Source organism: Pseudoflavonifractor phocaeensis, assembly GCF_021531375.1.
Classification (GTDB): domain Bacteria; phylum Bacillota; class Clostridia; order Oscillospirales; family Oscillospiraceae; genus Lawsonibacter; species Lawsonibacter phocaeensis_B.
Genome location: NZ_JADYTU010000020.1, coordinates 1 through 18,175, shown reverse-complemented (window position 1 = coordinate 18,175; position 18,175 = coordinate 1). Strand labels below are relative to the sequence as shown.

The following is an 18,175-nucleotide window of genomic DNA, read 5'->3' as shown; positions in this document are numbered from 1 at the left end:
AGGTACATGAAGAATATTTGGGTGACCATAGGGGAACAGGTGGGCCGGGTCCTGACATGGCTGGAGCTGGGCCTGCCGGGAAAGGTGATGTACATCGGCGGCAGCGACACGCTCCCCGCGCCCCTGACCCGGGAGGAGGAGGCCGCGCTCATCGCCCGCCTGGAGCAGGGGGACGGCCAGGCCCGGAACCTGCTCATCGAGCACAACCTGCGTCTGGTGGCCTACATCGCCCGGCGCTTTGAGAACACGGGCATCAATATCGAGGACCTGATCTCCATCGGCACCATCGGCCTGATCAAGGCGGTGGGCACCTATCAGCCGGCCAAAAGCATCAAGCTGGCCACCTACGCCAGCCGGTGTATCGAAAACGAGATCCTCATGTATCTGCGTAAGACGGCCAGCCAGAAGACGGAGCTGTCCTTCGACGAGCCGCTGAACACAGACTGGGACGGCAACGAGCTGCTGCTGTCCGATGTGCTGGGCACCGACGGGGATCTGGTCATGCGGCCCATCGAGGCCGACGTGGACCGGCAGCTCCTTCGCCGGGCCATGGACCGGCTGGAGGAGCGGGAGCGGACCATCATCACCATGCGCTTCGGCCTGGACGGCCGCCGGGAGCGGACCCAGAAGGAGGTGGCCGACCGGCTGGGCATCTCCCAATCCTACATTTCCCGGCTGGAGAAGCGGATCATCGCCCGCCTGAAGAAGGAGATCGTCCGCATGATGTAGCAGCACTGTAGCGCAGTACAGCACTGTACTTGTCGTTTCTTGCCCATTTTTCTGAAGTAAGACAGGAATTCTGGTCAATTCAATAAAAATATGCTATTCTTATACCAAGACGCGAAGAAAGGGAGCACAGGCAAGACGGAGGCTTGGGCTCCTGTTTTTCGCGGATGACCGGAGAGAACAGCAAGAAGAGGAAAAGAGAAGAAGAGAGAGGAGTTTTCTACATGTTTGCAGAATTGATTGGAGCAATCAACAACGCACTGTACAGCTACATCCTGATCATTCTCCTGCTGGCCGTGGGACTTTACTTCAGCCTGCGGACCAAATTTGTCCAGTTCCGTCTGCTGGGCGAGTCCATCCGAGTGGTGGGAGAGAAGAGCGGGGACAAAAATTCCGTTTCCGCCTTTGAGGCGCTGATGGTGTCCACGGCCAGCCGTGTGGGCACCGGCAACATTGTGGGCGTGGCCAACGCCATCGCCATCGGCGGCTACGGCTCGGTGTTCTGGATGTGGATCATCGCCCTGGTGGGCGGCGCTTCCGCCTTTGTGGAGAGCACCCTGGCCCAGGTCTACAAGAAGAAGGCCCCCGACGGCTCCAGCTACGGCGGCCCGTCCTACTACATCCAGGCGGCCCTGAACAGCCGCGTCCTGGGCGTGGTGTTCGCCCTGGCGCTGATCGCCACCTACGCCGGCGGCTTCAATATGCTGGCTTCCTTCAACCTGATCGACAGCATGTCCGGCTACGGCTTCTATGAGACCGCCGGCTATGTCAGCATCATGGGCGGGAACTACAGTGTGGTGGCCCTGGTGGGCGGCGCTCTGCTGGCCATTCTGGTGGGTGTGTGCATCATGGGCGGCGGCAAGCGCATCGTCAAGGTCACCGGCGTGCTGGTCCCCGTCATGGGCGTGCTGTACATCCTCATGGCTCTGGTGGTCATGGTGCTGAACATCGGCATGGTGCCCGTGGTCCTGGGCAAGATCTTCTCCGCTGCCTTCGACTTCAAGGCCATTTTCGGCGGCTTCGCCGGTTCCGCCATGATGCAGGGCATCAAGCGCGGTCTGTATTCCAACGAGGCCGGTGTGGGCTCCGCACCCAACGCCGCCGCCGCGGCCAACGTGTCCCACCCTGTGAAGCAGGGCCTGGTCCAGATGCTGTCTGTGTTTATCGACACCATCCTCATCTGTACCGCCACCGCCATGATGGCTCTGTGTACCGGCATCATCCCCTCCGACAGTCTGAAGGGCGCTCCCTTTGTCCAGCAGTCTCTGGCCACCACCTTCGGCAGCTTCGGCCCCTACTTCATCACCTTCGCCCTGCTGCTGTTCGCCTTCACCACCCTGCTGGGCAATCTGTTCTACTGTGAAGGCTGCCTGAACTATGTGGCCGGCCACACTGTGGGCAAGACCGGCATGACCATCTTCCGCCTGATCGCCGTGGTCATCGTGTTCGTGGGCGCCCAGCTGGAGTTCGGCATGGCCTGGGACATTGCCGACGTGCTGATGGGTATTATGGCCCTCATCAACCTGCCCGTCATCGTCATCCTGGGCAAGACCGCCCTGAAGGCTCTGGACGACTATCAGCGCCAGCGCAGAGCTGGCAAGGACCCGGTCTTCAAGGCTTCCTCCATTGGACTGAAGCAGGAGACGGACTTCTGGAACTAAGCACCGCGTAAGAATGTACGGAAAACCAACGGGGAGCCGGTCTGATGACCGGCTCCCCGTTACGCTGTGTAAAGGTTTTGATGGCTTACAACGCCTGACGAAACAGCCCGTGCCGGGTGCAGTACCAGAACAGCATCCCGTGCCCCCGCCGGGGCAGGCGGACCTGAAAATCCCACTCGGGCCACCGCTTGACCACCGTGACCTGATCTCCGGAGACCAGGGCGGCGAAAGAGAGGTGGTGGTCCTTCTCCATGGGGTGGGGGGCGGTGAGGTACCAATCGTCCTCCACCTGCTCCACGGTCAGCCGGTGGTCCTCGTCGGGCTTTTGGAACGCAAGGGCCTCCAGCTTTCTGCCGCAGCAGGAGAGGCAGGCGGGTCCCGTGGCGGTCATCAAATTGCCGCACTGGGGACAGACATAGAATTTCAGTTGACGCATACTTCCTCCATCCGGCTCCCGCTCCTCCAACTCCCCGGCCAGCAGCCCCTCCATGGGGATGCCAAGGGCCTGGGCCAGCATGGGCAGGAGGGACACGTCGGGGCAGCCCAGGCCCCGTTCCCATTTACTGACCGCCTGGTCGGTGACGCCCAGCGTTTCGGCCAGGTCCTTTTGGGTCATATGCCGCTCTGTGCGCAGGGCGCGGATGAGCGAGCCGGTTTTTTGCTGATCCATAGTTCATCCCTCCAAACGCATTATGCCAGAGGGAGGAAAAAATTGCAACCAACGCTCCGTTGAGCGAAAGGGAAAAGCGTTTGACACGGCGGGGGAGATAGAGTAAACTAGAATGCGTCATCTTCCGACCACATGGGGAGCAATACATATGAAACGAAATTCCAAAGTATCCACGGCGGTGATCCGCCGTTTGCCCCGGTATTACCGGCATTTGTCCGAGCTGCAGGAGGCCGGCGTGGTCCGGATCTCCTCCAGTGCCCTGGGAAAATCCATGGGTCTTACCGCCTCCCAGATCCGGCAGGATCTGTTTTGCTTCGGCGGCTTCGGACAGCAGGGATACGGGTATAAGGTAGACAGCCTGAAGGAGGAGATCGGCGAGATCCTGGGCATCAACCAGGGCCACACCATCGTGGTGCTGGGCACCGGCAATCTGGGCCGCGCGCTGATCCGAAATTTCAAATTTTCCAGCAATGGATTCCGGCTGCTGGCGGCTTTCGACGTCAGCCCCCAGGTGGTGAACACCAAGATCGCCGGGGTGCCCGTCTACCACACCGACGCTCTGGAGTCCTTTTTGGCGGAGCATCCGGTGGACGTGGGCCTGCTCACCGTGCCCATCGCGGCGGCCCAGGAGATGGGCGACCGGCTGGTAGCGGCGGGGGTCCGGGGGATCTGGAACTTTACCAACTGCGAGATATCCTTTGAGCGCCCGGAAGTGGTGGTGGAGTCTGTCCATTTTTCCGATAGCCTTCTGGCCTTGAGCTATATGATCTCTCGGAGTGAGATGCCCGATGAGGAGAAGGAGAAGCTGCCATGAAACGACCTGTCTTTCGGCTGACCTGCGCCCTGGCCGTCCTGGCGCTGATGGCCTGCGGGGCCTATGCCCTGACCTCGGGGGACAGCCTGATCTCTTTGAGCTATTTGAAAAACACGTTCCTGCCCCAGGCGGTAAGCCGGGGGGAACAGGCTGCGGACGAGAAGCTTCAGCAGACCTATGACAGCGCAAAAGACACCCTGGACCAGCTCCAGAAGGGCTATCTGGCCCAGATGACCGGGGACGAGGAGGGCGGCACATACAGCGCCGACCTCCAGGCCCGGGACTGGACCGAGGGGGACCGGGTGGAGGTGCCCACCGGCTCCGGTGTGCTGATGCTGGAGGGGACGGCTTCCGTGGTCCACAGCGGGGCCTTCATTGACGTAACCACCGGCGGTGAGGTGCCCTCCGGCGGCAGACTGACACCCTATCACCGCTATCTGGCGGGGGAGGATACTCTGGCGGAGATCACCGTCCTGTCCGGCGCCGCCCAGATGGGGGTCCAGGGTTTTTATGACTATGTCGATGGAGGCGTGAAGGCCACCCCCTTCTATGATGTGTGTACGGCCGACTGGTACTATGCCCCGGTAAATTATGTCTACCATAATGAGCTGTTTTCCGGCATGGACGATCACCACTTCGGGCCCCAGGCGGCCATGAACCGGGCCATGCTGATGACAGTGCTCTACCGGATGGCGGGTGCTCCGGCGGACCAGATGGCTTCCGCCGACGTGAGCTTTACAGATGTGCCCGCCTCCGCCTGGTACGCGCCCTATGTGAAGTGGGGAGCCGCCCAGGGGATCACCGCCGGCACCGGCGAGGGCAGGTTCAGCCCGGAGCAGCAGGTCACCCGCCAGCAGGTGGTGGTGCTGCTGTACAGCTTTGCCGCCAACTACCTGGGGTTGGAGCTGTCGCCGGGGGCTGACCTGTCCGGCTACCAGGACCTGTCCCAGCTCAGCGGCTGGGCTCAGGAGGCCATGTCCTGGGCGGTGGCTGAGGGGATCATCAGCAGCAGCTCCTCCGGAGCCCTGACCCTCAGTCCCCAGAAGAACGCCAACCGGGCCGAGGTGGCGGCCATGCTGCGGGCCTTCGCGGAAGAAATCCTCTGACCGGCAGAACCCATTTTCCCTCCGCGCATAAGATGAGATTGAGAGCGGCAGATGTCTCTCTCAAGACTTCATAAAATTAGGAGGTACTCAAATGGGGTGCTGCAATAACAATTGGGGCGGCGGGGGCTGCCTGTGGATCATCATCCTCATCATCATCCTGTTCTGCTGCTGCGGCGGCGGGAACTGGGGCGGCTGCGGCAACAATAACTGCGGCTGCAACAACGGCTGTGGCTGCAACAACGGCTGCGGCTGCTGAGCCGGAGATCGGAGCGAGCTTCGCGGGCGCGGACCTACGGGTCCGCGCCCCTTTTTTGGGCTGCGGCCCCCTTCCGGAAAATAATCCCGGGGACCCGGACGGGGAGACTTTTGGAGGGATGTCCGGGATGCCTTGGGCGGCAAGAGCTGGGGCCTGAAAACCTGTGAAAAACCGGGATGTTATTTGACTCGGAACGGGCCGGGGAGAGGCGGCTTTTTTCCATTTCAATCTTGAAATATATTGTGGAAGGGTGTATCATAACCCCTGTAAACAAAGCCGACGGTCCCCCCTGACTTTACAATGTAAAACGGGAGAAAGGGATCGGCGGGTTTTGTCGTGCGTCAACTGGACAAGCGCAAGCGGGATGCGGTTTGATTCATTTTAGGGAGGGTAAATTGTTTGGGACCGGCCCTCGTTCCGGTGGGGAAGTGGGATTCTGAACGTATGTTAAGAATGAAACATGTATCCAATGTTCCAGCGATTGCAGTATTAGGGAGGTCGAAATCTGAATGAGTAAATTTCTCAAACGTTCCGCGCAGGGCGCGGGAGTCCCCCATGAGAAGCGGACTTCCAGCCTTGAGACGGTAGTGATGCCGCTGCCGTCGAAGATCGTCCTGTCCATGGCCCAGCACATCGGTGCTCCGGCCGCGCCCACTGTGGCCAAGGGTGACCAGGTCTATGTGGGTACCGTGGTGGGCAAGGCCGGCGGCTTTGTCTCCTCCGACATCCACTCCGGCGTGTCCGGCGTCGTGGACGGCATCACCACCATCACCGCCCCCAACGGCGCGGTGCAGACCGCCGTGGTCATCATCCCGGACGGCGAGCAGAAGGTGGACCCCTCTATCGCTCCCCCTGTGGTCACCGACCTGAAGTCCTTCCAGGACGCGGTCCGGGCCAGCGGCCTGGTGGGTCTGGGCGGTGCCGGCTTCCCCGCCGCGGTAAAGCTGGCCCCCAAGAATCTGGACGAGATCGACACGCTGCTCATCAACGGCGCCGAGTGCGAGCCCTATATCACCTCGGATAACCGCTGTCTGCTGGAGGACACCCACTTCATTCTCAGCGGCATCAAGGCCGTGATGAAGTATCTGGAGATCCCCAAATGCGTCATCGGCATCGAGGGCAACAAGCCCAAGGCCATTGCCAAGATGAAGGACGCCATCGACGTCCCCGGCGTCGAGGTCAAGACACTGGAGTGCCGCTACCCCCAGGGCGCTGAGAAAGTCCTCATCGAGAACTGCACCGGCCGCGAGGTGCCCTTCCCCGGCCTGCCCTCCGACGTGGGCGTTATCGTCATGAACGTGACCTCCGTGGCTTTCGTGGGCAAGTATCTGGAGACCGGCATGCCTCTGGTCACCAAGCGTCTCACCGTGGACGGCGACATTGTCAAGGAGCCCAAGAACGTGGAAGTGGTCATCGGCACCCCCGTTCAGGAGCTGCTGGACTTCTGCGGCGGACTGACGGACGAGCCCGGCAAGGTGCTCTACGGCGGTCCCATGATGGGCAACTGTCTCGCCGACCTGTCCCAGCCCGTCCTGAAGAACAACAACGCCGTGCTGGCCTTCTCCAAGAAGTGGGCCCATCTCCCCAAGGAGACCAACTGTATCCACTGCGGGCGCTGCACCAACGCCTGCCCCCTGGGCCTGTCCGCCAAGGAGATCGTCCAGGCCTATCACGACGGCAACGTGGATCTGCTGAAGGAGCTGAACGCCGACCTGTGCATGAGCTGCGGCACCTGCTCCTTCGTCTGTCCCGCCAAGCGGCCTTTGGCCCCCTCCATCGCCCAGGCCAAGATCATGATGAAGAATGGAGGTAAGAAGTAATGGCAAACAAGCTGATCGTTACGGCTGCGCCCCATATCACCAGCCCTGACTCCACCCAGAAGATCATGCAGCGGGTCTGCATCGCGCTGGTCCCCACGCTGATCGCTTCTGTGTTTATCTTCGGCATCAATTCTCTGATCCTGACCGCCGTCACCGTGGCCGCCTGCGTTTTCTTCGAGTGGGCCTACTGCAAGCTGATGGGCCGGGAGATCCCCGTGGCGGACTTCTCCGCCGTAGTCACCGGTATGCTGCTGGCGTTCAACCTGCCCGCCACCCTCCCTTGGTGGATGGCCATTGTGGGCGCGTTCATCGCCATTGTCATCGTCAAGCAGCTCTTCGGCGGCCTGGGCTATAACTTTGCCAACCCCGCCATTGTGGCCCGTATCGCCCTGGCCGTTGGCTTTGCCAGCCGCATGGCCAACTACCCCAAGCCCGCCAACGGCATCGACGCGCTGGCCTCCGCCACTCCTCTGGCTGTTTCCGGCCAGCTGGGCGCCGGCCAGTATGTGACCCTGCTGCTGGGCAACCACGGCGGCGTTCTGGGCGAGACCTGCGCCATCACCATCCTGCTGGGCGGCATCTACCTGATCGTCACCAAGGTCATCAGCCCCATGATCCCCGTTACTTATCTGGCCACTGTGGCCGTCCTGTCCCTGCTGGCCGGCAAGGACCCCATCGTTCAGCTGCTGTCCGGCGGCCTGATGCTGGGCGCCTTCTTCATGGCCACCGACTATGTCACCTCTCCCACCACCGATAAGGGCAAGCTGATCTTCGGCATCGGCCTGGGCGTCATCACCTGCGCCATCCGGTTCCTGGGCACCATGAACGAGGGCGTGTCCTTCGCCATCCTGCTGATGAACCTGCTGGTGCCTTACATTGATGTGCTGACCCGCCAGGACAAGCTGGGCATCGCCAAGGCCAAGAAGGAAAAGGAGGCGGCAGCGAAATGAGTAACTGGAACAAGGTATTCAAGCCCATCGTGGTGCTGTGCGTCATCTGCGTCGTCATTACCGGCGCGCTGGCCGTCACCAACAGTGCCACCGCTCCCATCATCGAAGCGGCTACCATCGCCGCCCAGAACGCGGCCCGGTTCGAGCTGCTGCCCGACGCCGACGACTTTTCCAAGGTGGAAGGTGTCGCTGTGGACAACGTCTCCGACGTGTACGCGGCCAATAACGGCGCGGGCACTGTGATCACCAGCGCCGCCAAGGGCTACGGCGGTACCATGACTGTTATGGTGGCTTTCACCCCCGAGGGCAATATCAAGCAGATCAAGGTCACCGAGGCCGCCGAGACCAAAGGCATCGGCAGCAACGTGGCTGACAGCGCCTCCTATTGGGAGAATTACGCCGGCCTGCCCGGCGACAAGGCCTTGGTGCTGGGCACCGACGTGGATGCCTACTCCGGCGCCACCATCTCCAGTAAGGCTCTGAACGCGGCCGTCAACGCCGCCATCGAAGCCTACAACATGATCCCTTGAAAGGCGGGTGAGTCAAGATGAGTAATAGCAAAATGAAAATTTTAACCAACGGCATTCTGAACGAGAACCCGGTTCTGCGGCTTGTCCTGGGCACCTGTCCCACTCTGGCTGTCACCACCATGGCTTCCAACGGCATCGGCATGGGCCTTGCGGCCACCTTCGTGCTGATCTGTTCCAACATCGTCATCTCCGCCCTGCGGAAGATCATTCCCGACCAGGTCCGTATTCCCTGTTACATCACCGTCATCGCCGGTTTCGTGACCTTGGTGCAGATGATCGTCAAGGCCTATGTGCCCTCCCTGGATAAGGCTCTGGGCGTGTACCTGCCCCTGATCGTGGTCAACTGCATCATCCTGGGCCGTGCCGAGATGTTCGCCTCCAAGAACGGTGTCTTGGATTCCGCTCTGGACGGTCTGGGCATGGGCATCGGCTTCACCATCACCCTGACCATCATGGGCTCCATCCGTGAGATCCTGGGCTCCGGCACCTGGATGGCCGGCCTGGGCGGCCTGATCCCCGCTCTGGGTTCCGACTTCGCCATCCGCGTCATCCCCGAGTCCATCGACTCCTTCTCCCTGATGACCAGCGCCCCCGGCGGTTTCTTCGTGTTCGGCGTCCTGATGGCCGGCGCTACCTGGCTCACCACCCGTCCCAAGAAGGAAAAGGCCGCCGCGCCTGCCGAGACTGCGGAAGGAGGTAACGCATAATGGCACTGAAGCTCGCCAGTATCTTCTTTACCATGATCTTGGTGGACAACTACGTCCTTGCCAAGTTCCTGGGTATCTGTCCCTTCCTGGGCGTGTCCAAGAAGCTGGACAGCGCCGTGGGCATGTCCCTGGCCGTCACCTTCGTTATGGTCATGGCCACCGCCGCCACCTGGCCCATCTATACGGGCATCCTGGAGCCTAACGGCCTGGCCTATCTCCAGACCATCGTGTTCATCCTGATCATCGCCATTCTGGTCCAGCTGCTGGAGAACTTCCTGAAGAAGTTCATCCCCGCGCTGTACAAGGCTCTGGGCGTGTATCTGCCCCTGATCACCACCAACTGCACCATCCTGGGCGTGACCATTCTGAACCTGGACAACGGCTATAACTTCATCGAGTCCATCGTCTGCGCCGCCGGCGCCGGCATTGGCTTCCTGGTGGCCATGGTCCTGTTCTCCGGCGTCCGCCGCCGCGTGGAGCAGGCCATCGTCCCCGAGTGCTTCAAGGGCCTGCCCATCACTCTGGTGGCCGCCGCTATGACGTCCCTGTCCTTCATGGGCTTCGGCGGCATCGTGACCGCCATCTTCGGCGTCTGATAGGAGGGGAAGAGTAGTATGAATCCGATTTTAATGGCTGTTATCGTTGTCACCGTCATCGGCCTGATCGGCGCGGTGATCCTGGTGGCCGCCTCCATCTTCATGTATGTCCCTGTGGATGAGCGTGTGGAAAAGATCACCGCCGTCCTGGCCGGCGCCAACTGCGGCGCCTGCGGCTGTGCCGGCTGCGCCGACTACGCCAAGAGCATCGTGGAGGAGGGCAACGCCGTCAACAAGTGTACCCCCGGCGGCGCCAAGACTGCCGCCGCCATCGCCGAGATCATGGGCGTGGAGGCCGGCTCCTCCGTCCCCATGAAGGCCGTGGTGGCCTGCTCCGGCACCTGCGAAAAGACCTCCAAGCGCTTTGAGTTCGAGGGTATCCAGACCTGCCAGTCCGTCAAGGGCCTCTACGGCGGCGACGGCATGTGCAAGTACGGCTGTCTGGGCTACGGCGACTGTACCCGGGCCTGCCCCTTTGACGCCATCCACATTGTGGACGGCATCGCCAAGGTGGACCGGGAGAAGTGCGTGGGCTGCGGCGCCTGTGCCGCCGCCTGTCCCAATGCCATCATTTCCATCGTGCCCGAGCACAAGCGCAAGCCCGTGGTCCTGTGCCAGAACAAGGACAAGGGCGGCGAAACCCGGAAGGCCTGCACCGCCGGCTGTATCGGCTGCATGAAGTGTACCAAGGTCTGCCACTTCGAGGCCATCACCGTGGAGAACAACCTGGCCCGCATCGACCAGGACAAGTGCAAGGGCTGCCAGCTCTGCGTCAAGGAGTGCCCCGTGGGCGTCATCCATGTCCCCGCCAACGAGTAAGGCTTACATCCGTAAAAAAACCCGCCGCACAGCTGTGCGGCGGGTTTTTTGAAAAATATACTTCGTAGGGACGCTTCATGAAGCGTCCCTACATCCATTGAAGCACAGGGGAGGAGACAAGTTCAGACTTGACCCCGGTCCCGTAGCCAGCTGGGCAAGGCCTTTGCCTTTACACTGGAGACGATGCCCATGGCGGCGAACAGCGTAATGATGGAGGAACCGCCGTAGCTGATGAAGGGGAGGGTCAGGCCCATGACGGGCAAGACATAAAGGCACATGCCTACGTTGAAGGCCACCTGGGCCAGCAGCATCCCGGCCATGCCCATGCACACATAGGCGGAGAAGGGAGAGCTGGCGTGGCGGCTCACCCACACGCAGCGAAGCACAATGAGCGACAGGAGGAGGAGAAGCAGCACGCAGCCTACCAGTCCGAACTCCTCGCCGCAGACGGAGAAAATGAAGTCGGTGCTTCGGGCGGGGAGGGCGTCGTCGTTGGAGGCCTGAGTCTGGATGCCCTTCAGATAGCCCTGGCCGAAGAGACGGCCCGATCCGATGGCCAGAATGGAGCGGCTCTGCTGGAAGCCCTTGCCCAGAGGGTCCAGATCGTGGTCAAAGACCACCCGGAAGCGCATAATACGGTAATCGGTCCAGAAATGGGTCTCGGGAAGGATGAACAGCCATAGAATCACAAGGGCCAGCGTAATGCCGCCGCCTACCAGGACGAACCACCGAAGCTTGACCCCGGATACCCAGGCCATGGAGACGAAGATCATCGAATAAATGACGCACATGCCCATGTCGCCGCAGACGGCGGCGATCAGGCCCAGCATGAACACCGTGAAGCCGCCGATCTGGATCACGGAGGGGATAGAGCTGATGTCGTGGCCCCGGTCCTGGATCTTGGTGATCTGGAGCGCCAGCAGCAGGATGAAGGGGAGCTTGACGATCTCGTTGGGCTGGAGATTCATGGGAAATCCGGGAATAATCCGGTCCAGAGCCAGCCAGTTCCGGTTTCCGCCCACCGATTTTCCCAGAGGCGTGAGGAGCAGGAGGATCAAAATTATGCTGAGACCAAGCAGCAGCTTCCAGTTCTTTTCCGTGAACAGCTGAAAATCTACAAAAGTGAGCAGCATGTAGGCAATCACGCCCAGGCAGATGCCGATCACCTGGACCAGGACCGCCTTGATGCCGCCTTCATAGCGGGTGGCGGAGTAGATCAGGACCAGTCCGAAACCGCTGGCCATCAGACACAGGGACAGCAGGATCAGATCGCCCTTTCGGAAGAACTCACGAATGGGAGAAAACAGGGTGACCAAGGCGTCACCTCCTTGAGGTTGGAATCTAACAACATATTTTATCACATTTTAGTAGAAACGCAAACCGCGGCTGTGGTATAATCCTACCCGTAAGTGAAAATTTTTTGTTAACAAGGGGAAAAGACCGTATGACCGTGGACTATATCACCAACGGAGAAGGGGAGACCGAGGCTCTGGGCTGCCGGCTGGGCCGGGTCCTGGAGCCGGGAACAGTCATTGCCTATACCGGCGATCTGGGGGCGGGGAAGACCGCCTTCACCCGGGGACTGGCCCGGGGGCTGGGCATCCCGGACCGGGTGACCAGCCCGACCTTCACCATCGTCAACGAGTACGAGGGGGGACGGCTGCCGCTGTTCCACTTTGATGTGTACCGCCTGGGCTCCTCGGAGGAGCTGTTTGATATCGGCTGGGAGGACTACCTGGCCCGGGGCGGGGTCTGCGCCGTGGAGTGGAGCGAGAACGTGGACGACGCGCTGGAGGGCGATGTCATCCGGGTGGATATCCGTCGAGGGGACCGGGAGGATCAGCGCCGGATCACCGTCTCCAACGGCCCCGACCTGGAGGACCGGGCTGATTGACGGACCATGGGAACCGGAAAGCATCGACGAGTAAAATTTACCGCTCATAACACCCCGCTCCATTTGCCAGCCTAATGTCAAAGAGACAAAAGGAGGCTGGCCTATGGACGAGCAGGGGTTGTGGAGACTGTTTTTTGCCACCGGGCTGCCGGAAGCGTATCTGGCCCTCCGCGGGGAGCGGAGAGGGGAGACGGACCTTCCGCAGCTGCCGGCCAAGACGGCCTTTGGCGGGGCGGAGGGCAGGGCTGGGAAGGTCTGAGGGGCCGGCCGGCCCCGGTACATCAATGGGAGGAGTTTCATGCATACCACCACCAAGGCGCTGGTCCTTCGGTCCGTGGACTATAAGGAGTCGGATAAGATCCTGACTCTGTTGACCCAGGATCTGGGCAAGGTCACGGCATCGGCCCGAGGCTGCCGGAAGAAGGGCAGCCCCCTTGCTGCGGGCTGCCAGCTGCTGTGCTGGTCGGAACTGGTGCTCTATGACTACCAGGGACGCTGGACGGTAAAGGAGGCCTCTACCCAGCGGCAGTTCCGGGGCGTCCGTGACGATCTGGACAAACTGGCTCTGGCCTGCTACTTTGCCGAGGTCACCGAGCTGTTGGCGGTGGAGGACATGCCCAGTCCCGAGCTGCTGTCCCTGATCCTGAACAGCCTCCACGCCCTGGAGAAGCTGAACAAGCCCCTGCCCCTGGTGAAGGCGGCCTTTGAGCTGAAGGCCATGTGTCTGGCAGGATATGAGCCCCTGCTGGACGGCTGCGCCGTCTGCGGGACGGAGCCGCCGGAGGAGCCCCGGTTCCATTTGCGGGAAGGAGTGCTCCACTGTGCCCGCTGCCGGGGTGAGGTAGGGGAGGGCATCTCCATGCCTCTGAACGGTCAGGCCCTGGAGGCCATGCGGCACATTGCCTACGGCGACCCCAAGCGGCTGTTCTCTTTCCGTGCGGAAGGGGAGGGACTTCAACAGCTGGCCGATCTGACCGAGGCATACCTCCACACCCAGTTGGAGCGGGGCTTTCGGACGCTGGACTTTTATAAACAGATGCGGGCAGGGAGCGAAGGAGAAGGGGAGAGGATCAGATGAATCAGATCGAAGAGATGATCAAACGAGCATGCCTCAGCGCCCGGACAGGGGATCCCCTGGAGCTGGCCGTGGAGATCATGCACAACAGTGAGATTCCCATTCATGGCCCGGTGCACCACATATTGGACGGCGCCTGTTTTCTGACCGCGCTGCACCATGCAGGGCTGCCCTTTGATCTGGATGCCGCCTTGGACGAGATGATCCTGCGCGGGCAAAAGATGCCGGGAGCCACCTGCGGACAGTGGGGCGTCTGTGGATCGGCTGCCTCGGTGGGTGCGGCGCTGGCCATCGTCCACGAGACGGGGCCCTTGAGCAGCAATGAATACTATAAGGACAACCTGCGCTGTGTGGCCCGGGCCCTCGAAGGGATCGCCGAGATCGGAGGGCCCAGATGCTGCAAGAGAAACGCCTATCTCTCTATTATGACGGCAGCGGAGTTTGTGAAGGAGCGCTATGGGCTGGAGGTGCCGGTGCATGACGTGGCCTGTGAGTTTTCCAAAGAAAATATGCAGTGTATCGGTGCGAATTGTCCCTTTTTTAAAGAAACTACATAACCGAATCAAGAGATCACGGCGCGGACGCAGTATTTGTTCGGTGTGTAAACAGTCTGATGAACATAAAAAGTTCCCTGTGGATTATTCCACAGGGAACTTTTTTCATGCAAAAGAAAATTACTGGGCCTCGACCTGGCCAAAGGTGTGGCCGTTGTAGGTCAGGCAATTTTTGCACATCCGGTGAGGCAGCCGGTAAGCCCCGCACTTGGGGCAGGTCACGATACCGGGAGTCTCCAGCTTCCAAACGGAGCTGCGCCGCTTATCGCGCCGGGCCTTAGACACTTTTCTCTTAGGAACCGCCATGGGTGACACCTCCTTCGGTTTTCGTGCCGATCAAGGCACTTCGACTACTCACTCAGTTTCTTTATCCAACAGCTGCGCCAGGGCCGCCAGTCTTGGATCTACTTCAGGTTTGCACCGGCAGGGTTCCTCATTGAGGTTGACTCCGCACCCGGCGCACAGCCCTTTGCAGTCGTCTGAGCAAAGGTTTTTGGTATCCATCGCGAGGACAAAGGCTGTGGTCACGACCTCGTCCAGATCCAGCTCGGTCCCGTCCAGCAGGATGATCTCGTCATTCTCGTCATCCTCCAGGGTCTGAGCCACCAGACTGTCCAGTTGGACCACCTTTTCCCGGGAAAATTCCTTCCCGCAGCGGTCGCAGGCCAAGTCCAGCACGGAACGGGCCGTCCCCTCCAAAACCAGAGCGCCGGCGTGGTTGGTCACGCTGCCCTCGGCCAGGATGGGCCGGGTGATGGGCCGTCTTCCGTAGAAATCCAGGTCGGACAGGTCCACCTGAAGCCGGAAGGTTTTTTGGGCGTCCGGGACGTGAATAATATCTCGCAGATCCAGACGCATAACGTTCCTCCCCGGGTTTTGCCCCATACTCGCATAATGGTACGAAGAGTATTATAAAGAAGTTCCACGAACTTGTCAAACCTTTTTTTCATATATTGACAAAAACATTTTTTTGTGTTGGAATCATGGTAGTTGATTATTTTGACCAAAGGACGGTTGGCGGGGATGAAGGAATTTACCATTGGAAAAAATGACGCAGGACAGCGGCTGGACCGCTGGCTGGCCAAAACGCTGCCCCTGCTGCCCGCCCCGTTGGCCCAGAAATATATCCGCCTGAAGCGGGTGAAGGTGAACGGAAAAGGTTCCAAGCGGGATGTGCGCCTCAACGTGGGGGACGTGCTGCAATTATATATCAACGACGAGTTTTTTGACAAGCCTACTCCGGAAAACGCCTTTCTGTCCCTGTACCAGCCCAAGCTGAACATCCTCTATGAGGACGAGCATATCATGCTTCTGGACAAGCGGCCCGGTTTGGTGGTCCACCCCGACGAGAACGAGCGGGTGAACACCCTGCTCACCCACATTCAGGCCTACCTGTATCAGAAGAAGGAGTGGTCCCCCTATTGGGAGAACTCCTTCGCCCCGGCCCTGTGCAACCGGATCGACCGGAATACCGGGGGCATCGTCATCGCGGCCAAGACCGCCGAGGGTCTGCGGGTGATGAACCAGAAGATCAAGGACCGGGAGCTGAACAAATATTATCTGTGCGCCGTCCGCGGGAGGATGGAGCCCCGGGAGGGGAAGCTGGAGGGCTATCTGTTCAAGGACGAGGTAAAAAAGCAGGTCTATGTCCGGTCCCGGCCTGAGCCGGGGGCCAAGACCGCCGTTACCTTATATAAGACCCTGGCGGTGAAAAACGGCCTGTCCCTGGTGGAGTGCGACCTCATTACAGGCCGGACCCATCAGATCCGGGCTCAGTTCGCCGCCGCCGGCCACCCCCTCATCGGGGACGGCAAGTACGGAAGCGAGCGGGAGAACCGGAAGTACGGCCGTCACGGACAGGCCCTGTACTCCTATAAGCTGACCTTCCGCTTCACCACCGACGCCGGGCCGCTGGAGCACCTGAACGGCCGGACCTTCCAGGTGGAGGATGTGGACTTTGTGGAGGAATATTTCGGCGCCCTGCCGGGATTGGGCGGGAGCAAAGAGGGGAGAGAGAACCATGGATCATGAGATCCTGTTTGACGCGGACGTGGAGGTCCCGGAGGGGCTGACCGGACGGATGGAGGCGGTGATCTCCGCGGCCCTGGAGGCGGAGGGAGTAGGCCTGCCCTGCGAGATCAACGTCCTGCTCACCGACGACGAGGGCATTCACCAGGTCAATCTGGACATGCGGGAGGTGGACCGGGCCACCGACGTGCTGTCCTTCCCCATGTTTGAACTGGAGCCCGGCGTGCCCCCCGAGGGGGAAGAGTACCTGGACCCGGCCACGGAGCTGTGCCCCCTGGGGGATATGTGTATCTCGCTGGAGCGGGCAGAGGCCCAGGCCAAGGAATTTGGCCACTCCCTGGAGCGGGAGGTCTGCTACCTCACCGTCCACTCGGTGCTCCACCTGCTGGGCTATGACCACCTGGACGAGGGACCCATGAAGGCCCAGATGCGGACGCGGGAAGAAGCTATCCTGGGAAAGCTGGGCATCACCCGGGAATAGAGGAGAAAGACGATGAAATTTAAAAATCCTTTGTTAGTGGTGACCGACCTGGAGCGTTCCAAACAATTTTACCGGGAGATACTGGGCCTGCGGGTGATCCAGGACTTCGGGGCCAACGTCACCCTGACCGGGGGCGTCTGCCTCCAGACTTTGGACAGCTGGCAGGGATTTCTTGGTGTGGAGCCCAACGACATCCGGTTTGGCGGACGGGCGGCGGAGTTATACTTTGAGGAGGATGATTTCGACGGCTTTTTGGCCAAGCTGGAGTCGTACCCGGAGCTCTCTTATGTCCACCAGCCTCTGGAGCACCGCTGGGGCCAGCGGGTGGTCCGTCTGTACGACCTGGACGGGCATATCATCGAGGTGGGAGAGAATATGAAGACCGTGTGCCGGCGATTTCTGGACAGCGGCATGACCATTGAGGAGACCGCTCAGCGCATGGATGTGCCCGAGAAATTCATCAGGGCCTGTATGCGCTGAGAGAAAAACGCTCAAAGAAAGTTGAGGATCATCTGTTATGTCTATGATTAAAAAATCTGGGATCATTACCATCTGCGGGCGGCCCAACGTGGGCAAGTCCACCCTGACCAACGCCCTGGTGGGGGAGAAGGTGGCCATCGTCACCAACAAGCCCCAGACCACCCGAAACCGTATCTGCGGCATCAAAAACCGGGGGGAGAGCCAGTTCGTGTTTGTAGACACCCCGGGGCTCCACAAGGCCCGTACCCGGCTGGGCGACTATATGGTCAATGTGGTCAAGGAGTCTGTGGCCGATGTGGACGGCGTCATGCTGCTGGTGGAGCCCATCCCCAATATCGGCGCCCCGGAGCAGCAGCTCATCAACCGAATCAAGACCCTGAACTGCCCGTCCGTGCTGGTGGTCAACAAGGTGGACACTCTGGAGCAGAAGGAAAAGCTGCTGGAGGTCATTGCCCTGTACCAGCAGGCCTGTGATTTCACCGCCGTGGTCCCCATCTCCGCCAAGACCGGCGAGGGGGTGGAGGAGCTGCTGGACGTGCTGGAGGGCTTTCTGCCTGAGGGCCCTCAGCTGTTCCCCGAGAATATGACCTCCGATCAGCCTGAGCGGCAGATGATGGCGGAGATCCTGCGGGAAAAGCTGCTGCTCTGTCTGGACAAGGAGATCCCCCACGGCACCGCTGTGGAGATCGTCCGCTTTGCCGAGCGGGATGACGAAGTGGTGGAGGTGGAGGCTACCATCTACTGCGAGAAGAACAGCCATAAGGGCATCATCATCGGCAAAGGGGGCGCCATGCTGAAAAAGGTGTCCACCCTGGCCCGTCAGGATATGGAGCGGTTCATGGGGACCAAGGTGTATCTCCAGACCTGGGTGAAGGTCAAGGAGAATTGGCGGGACAACCCGGCGGCCATCCAGAATTTCGGATACCGCGGGGAGGAGTAAATTTTAGTTTATGGATGTATTATGGGGCGTCGGGGACGCCGCCCCCTACGCACGGTTTACAATATGGC

23 protein-coding genes are annotated in these 18,175 nt (G+C 60.5%); 19 read left to right on the top strand and 4 right to left on the bottom strand.

The genetic code is table 11. The annotated features are described in order from the left end of the window. Positions 1–6 precede the first annotated feature (6 nt). The gene (sigE, locus tag I6E39_RS07750; protein ID WP_268842244.1) at positions 7–729 is read left to right on the top strand and encodes an RNA polymerase sporulation sigma factor SigE; all 723 of its coding nucleotides are present in this window, start codon (positions 7–9) and stop codon (positions 727–729) included. A 221-nt stretch (positions 730–950) separates the two neighbouring features. Then, positions 951–2,387 carry an alanine/glycine:cation symporter family protein gene (locus I6E39_RS07745; protein ID WP_235381035.1) on the top strand — a complete coding sequence of 479 codons (1,437 nt, stop codon included), beginning with the start codon at positions 951–953 and terminating at the stop codon, positions 2,385–2,387. Between the two features lie 85 nt (positions 2,388–2,472). Here I6E39_RS07745 and I6E39_RS07740 read toward each other — a convergent pair whose 3' ends face one another. After that, positions 2,473–3,057, bottom strand: coding sequence for a helix-turn-helix domain-containing protein (locus tag I6E39_RS07740; protein ID WP_235381034.1), 585 nt, complete (start codon positions 3,055–3,057; stop codon positions 2,473–2,475). A 148-nt stretch (positions 3,058–3,205) separates the two neighbouring features. On the opposite strand from I6E39_RS07740, the gene I6E39_RS07735 reads away from it, so the two are divergent. From I6E39_RS07735 to I6E39_RS07695, 9 genes are all read left to right on the top strand, one after another. Beyond that, entirely contained in the window at positions 3,206–3,871 is a 666-nt protein-coding gene (locus I6E39_RS07735) for a redox-sensing transcriptional repressor Rex (RefSeq protein ID WP_235381033.1), read from the top strand. After that, entirely contained in the window at positions 3,868–4,977 is a 1,110-nt protein-coding gene (locus I6E39_RS07730; RefSeq protein ID WP_235381032.1) for an S-layer homology domain-containing protein, read from the top strand. Before I6E39_RS07735 ends, I6E39_RS07730 begins: the two co-directional genes overlap by 4 nt. 91 nt (positions 4,978–5,068) lie before the next feature. Further along, positions 5,069–5,233, top strand: a complete 165-nt coding sequence (locus I6E39_RS07725) for a hypothetical protein (protein ID WP_235381031.1) — start codon at positions 5,069–5,071, stop codon at positions 5,231–5,233. A gap of 509 nt (positions 5,234–5,742) precedes the next feature. Continuing rightward, on the top strand, positions 5,743–7,053 hold the full coding sequence (gene rsxC / locus I6E39_RS07720) for an electron transport complex subunit RsxC (protein WP_235381030.1): 1,311 nt from the start codon (positions 5,743–5,745) through the stop codon (positions 7,051–7,053). Continuing rightward, positions 7,053–8,003 carry an RnfABCDGE type electron transport complex subunit D gene (locus I6E39_RS07715; protein ID WP_235381029.1) on the top strand — a complete coding sequence of 317 codons (951 nt, stop codon included), beginning with the start codon at positions 7,053–7,055 and terminating at the stop codon, positions 8,001–8,003. The genes rsxC and I6E39_RS07715 overlap by 1 nt, the downstream gene beginning before the upstream one ends. Continuing rightward, positions 8,000–8,533 (top strand): RnfABCDGE type electron transport complex subunit G, encoded by a 534-nt coding sequence (locus I6E39_RS07710; RefSeq protein WP_235381028.1) that lies wholly within the window; start codon positions 8,000–8,002, stop codon positions 8,531–8,533. Before I6E39_RS07715 ends, I6E39_RS07710 begins: the two co-directional genes overlap by 4 nt. A 32-nt stretch (positions 8,534–8,565) precedes the next feature. Beyond that, a complete protein-coding gene (gene rsxE, locus I6E39_RS07705) occupies positions 8,566–9,240 on the top strand; it encodes an electron transport complex subunit RsxE (RefSeq protein ID WP_420908186.1) in 675 nt (224 codons plus the stop codon). Continuing rightward, the gene (locus I6E39_RS07700; protein ID WP_235381026.1) at positions 9,240–9,836 is read left to right on the top strand and encodes an electron transport complex protein RnfA; all 597 of its coding nucleotides are present in this window, start codon (positions 9,240–9,242) and stop codon (positions 9,834–9,836) included. Before rsxE ends, I6E39_RS07700 begins: the two co-directional genes overlap by 1 nt. 18 nt (positions 9,837–9,854) lie before the next feature. Next, positions 9,855–10,655, top strand: a complete 801-nt coding sequence (locus tag I6E39_RS07695; protein ID WP_235381025.1) for an RnfABCDGE type electron transport complex subunit B — start codon at positions 9,855–9,857, stop codon at positions 10,653–10,655. Positions 10,656–10,777: 122 nt separating this feature from the next. Here I6E39_RS07695 and I6E39_RS07690 read toward each other — a convergent pair whose 3' ends face one another. Further along, complete coding sequence (locus tag I6E39_RS07690; protein ID WP_235381024.1) at positions 10,778–11,971, bottom strand: FtsW/RodA/SpoVE family cell cycle protein; 1,194 nt, start codon at positions 11,969–11,971, stop codon at positions 10,778–10,780. Positions 11,972–12,105: 134 nt separating this feature from the next. On the opposite strand from I6E39_RS07690, the gene tsaE reads away from it, so the two are divergent. The 4 genes from tsaE (at position 12,106) to I6E39_RS07670 (ending at position 14,181) form a co-directional block, all read left to right on the top strand. Then, positions 12,106–12,549: a tRNA (adenosine(37)-N6)-threonylcarbamoyltransferase complex ATPase subunit type 1 TsaE gene (tsaE, locus tag I6E39_RS07685; protein ID WP_235381053.1), complete on the top strand. Its 444-nt coding sequence runs from the start codon at positions 12,106–12,108 to the stop codon at positions 12,547–12,549. A gap of 103 nt (positions 12,550–12,652) precedes the next feature. Then, positions 12,653–12,808, top strand: coding sequence for a hypothetical protein (locus I6E39_RS07680; protein ID WP_235381023.1), 156 nt, complete (start codon positions 12,653–12,655; stop codon positions 12,806–12,808). A gap of 39 nt (positions 12,809–12,847) precedes the next feature. Continuing rightward, on the top strand, positions 12,848–13,627 hold the full coding sequence (gene recO, locus I6E39_RS07675; protein WP_235381022.1) for a DNA repair protein RecO: 780 nt from the start codon (positions 12,848–12,850) through the stop codon (positions 13,625–13,627). After that, on the top strand, positions 13,624–14,181 hold the full coding sequence (locus I6E39_RS07670) for a DUF5714 domain-containing protein (protein ID WP_235381021.1): 558 nt from the start codon (positions 13,624–13,626) through the stop codon (positions 14,179–14,181). Before recO ends, I6E39_RS07670 begins: the two co-directional genes overlap by 4 nt. Before the next feature lie 117 nt (positions 14,182–14,298). On the opposite strand, the gene rpmF is transcribed toward I6E39_RS07670, so the two are convergent. Next, on the bottom strand, positions 14,299–14,484 hold the full coding sequence (rpmF, locus tag I6E39_RS07665; protein WP_235381020.1) for a 50S ribosomal protein L32: 186 nt from the start codon (positions 14,482–14,484) through the stop codon (positions 14,299–14,301). A gap of 48 nt (positions 14,485–14,532) precedes the next feature. Continuing rightward, positions 14,533–15,036, bottom strand: a complete 504-nt coding sequence (locus I6E39_RS07660; RefSeq protein ID WP_235381019.1) for a YceD family protein — start codon at positions 15,034–15,036, stop codon at positions 14,533–14,535. 165 nt (positions 15,037–15,201) lie between these two features. On the opposite strand from I6E39_RS07660, the gene I6E39_RS07655 reads away from it, so the two are divergent. Genes I6E39_RS07655 through era form a run of 4 tightly spaced genes read left to right on the top strand, consistent with a single transcriptional unit; the run spans position 15,202 to position 18,107 of the window. Beyond that, the gene (locus tag I6E39_RS07655) at positions 15,202–16,209 is read left to right on the top strand and encodes an RluA family pseudouridine synthase (RefSeq protein ID WP_235381018.1); all 1,008 of its coding nucleotides are present in this window, start codon (positions 15,202–15,204) and stop codon (positions 16,207–16,209) included. Continuing rightward, positions 16,199–16,687: an rRNA maturation RNase YbeY gene (ybeY, locus tag I6E39_RS07650; RefSeq protein WP_235381017.1), complete on the top strand. Its 489-nt coding sequence runs from the start codon at positions 16,199–16,201 to the stop codon at positions 16,685–16,687. The genes I6E39_RS07655 and ybeY overlap by 11 nt, the downstream gene beginning before the upstream one ends. A gap of 12 nt (positions 16,688–16,699) precedes the next feature. Next, positions 16,700–17,167: a VOC family protein gene (locus I6E39_RS07645; protein ID WP_235381016.1), complete on the top strand. Its 468-nt coding sequence runs from the start codon at positions 16,700–16,702 to the stop codon at positions 17,165–17,167. A 37-nt stretch (positions 17,168–17,204) separates the two neighbouring features. Next, the gene (era, locus tag I6E39_RS07640) at positions 17,205–18,107 is read left to right on the top strand and encodes a GTPase Era (protein WP_235381015.1); all 903 of its coding nucleotides are present in this window, start codon (positions 17,205–17,207) and stop codon (positions 18,105–18,107) included. The last annotated feature ends 68 nt before the right edge of the window (positions 18,108–18,175 follow it).

What these genes read in the sequence shown, in the direction of transcription:
- sigE (WP_268842244.1), top strand. Translation starts at nt 7, where the DNA reads ATGAAGAATATTTGGGTGACCATAGGGGAACAGGTGGGCCGGGTCCTG.
- I6E39_RS07745 (WP_235381035.1), top strand. Translation starts at nt 951, where the DNA reads ATGTTTGCAGAATTGATTGGAGCAATCAACAACGCACTGTACAGCTAC.
- I6E39_RS07740 (WP_235381034.1), bottom strand. Translation starts at nt 3,057, where the DNA reads ATGGATCAGCAAAAAACCGGCTCGCTCATCCGCGCCCTGCGCACAGAG.
- I6E39_RS07735 (WP_235381033.1), top strand. Translation starts at nt 3,206, where the DNA reads ATGAAACGAAATTCCAAAGTATCCACGGCGGTGATCCGCCGTTTGCCC.
- I6E39_RS07730 (WP_235381032.1), top strand. Translation starts at nt 3,868, where the DNA reads ATGAAACGACCTGTCTTTCGGCTGACCTGCGCCCTGGCCGTCCTGGCG.
- I6E39_RS07725 (WP_235381031.1), top strand. Translation starts at nt 5,069, where the DNA reads ATGGGGTGCTGCAATAACAATTGGGGCGGCGGGGGCTGCCTGTGGATC.
- rsxC (WP_235381030.1), top strand. Translation starts at nt 5,743, where the DNA reads ATGAGTAAATTTCTCAAACGTTCCGCGCAGGGCGCGGGAGTCCCCCAT.
- I6E39_RS07715 (WP_235381029.1), top strand. Translation starts at nt 7,053, where the DNA reads ATGGCAAACAAGCTGATCGTTACGGCTGCGCCCCATATCACCAGCCCT.
- I6E39_RS07710 (WP_235381028.1), top strand. Translation starts at nt 8,000, where the DNA reads ATGAGTAACTGGAACAAGGTATTCAAGCCCATCGTGGTGCTGTGCGTC.
- rsxE (WP_420908186.1), top strand. Translation starts at nt 8,566, where the DNA reads ATGAAAATTTTAACCAACGGCATTCTGAACGAGAACCCGGTTCTGCGG.
- I6E39_RS07700 (WP_235381026.1), top strand. Translation starts at nt 9,240, where the DNA reads ATGGCACTGAAGCTCGCCAGTATCTTCTTTACCATGATCTTGGTGGAC.
- I6E39_RS07695 (WP_235381025.1), top strand. Translation starts at nt 9,855, where the DNA reads ATGAATCCGATTTTAATGGCTGTTATCGTTGTCACCGTCATCGGCCTG.
- I6E39_RS07680 (WP_235381023.1), top strand. Translation starts at nt 12,653, where the DNA reads ATGGACGAGCAGGGGTTGTGGAGACTGTTTTTTGCCACCGGGCTGCCG.
- recO (WP_235381022.1), top strand. Translation starts at nt 12,848, where the DNA reads ATGCATACCACCACCAAGGCGCTGGTCCTTCGGTCCGTGGACTATAAG.
- I6E39_RS07670 (WP_235381021.1), top strand. Translation starts at nt 13,624, where the DNA reads ATGAATCAGATCGAAGAGATGATCAAACGAGCATGCCTCAGCGCCCGG.
- rpmF (WP_235381020.1), bottom strand. Translation starts at nt 14,484, where the DNA reads ATGGCGGTTCCTAAGAGAAAAGTGTCTAAGGCCCGGCGCGATAAGCGG.
- I6E39_RS07660 (WP_235381019.1), bottom strand. Translation starts at nt 15,036, where the DNA reads ATGCGTCTGGATCTGCGAGATATTATTCACGTCCCGGACGCCCAAAAA.
- I6E39_RS07655 (WP_235381018.1), top strand. Translation starts at nt 15,202, where the DNA reads ATGAAGGAATTTACCATTGGAAAAAATGACGCAGGACAGCGGCTGGAC.
- ybeY (WP_235381017.1), top strand. Translation starts at nt 16,199, where the DNA reads ATGGATCATGAGATCCTGTTTGACGCGGACGTGGAGGTCCCGGAGGGG.
- I6E39_RS07645 (WP_235381016.1), top strand. Translation starts at nt 16,700, where the DNA reads ATGAAATTTAAAAATCCTTTGTTAGTGGTGACCGACCTGGAGCGTTCC.
- era (WP_235381015.1), top strand. Translation starts at nt 17,205, where the DNA reads ATGTCTATGATTAAAAAATCTGGGATCATTACCATCTGCGGGCGGCCC.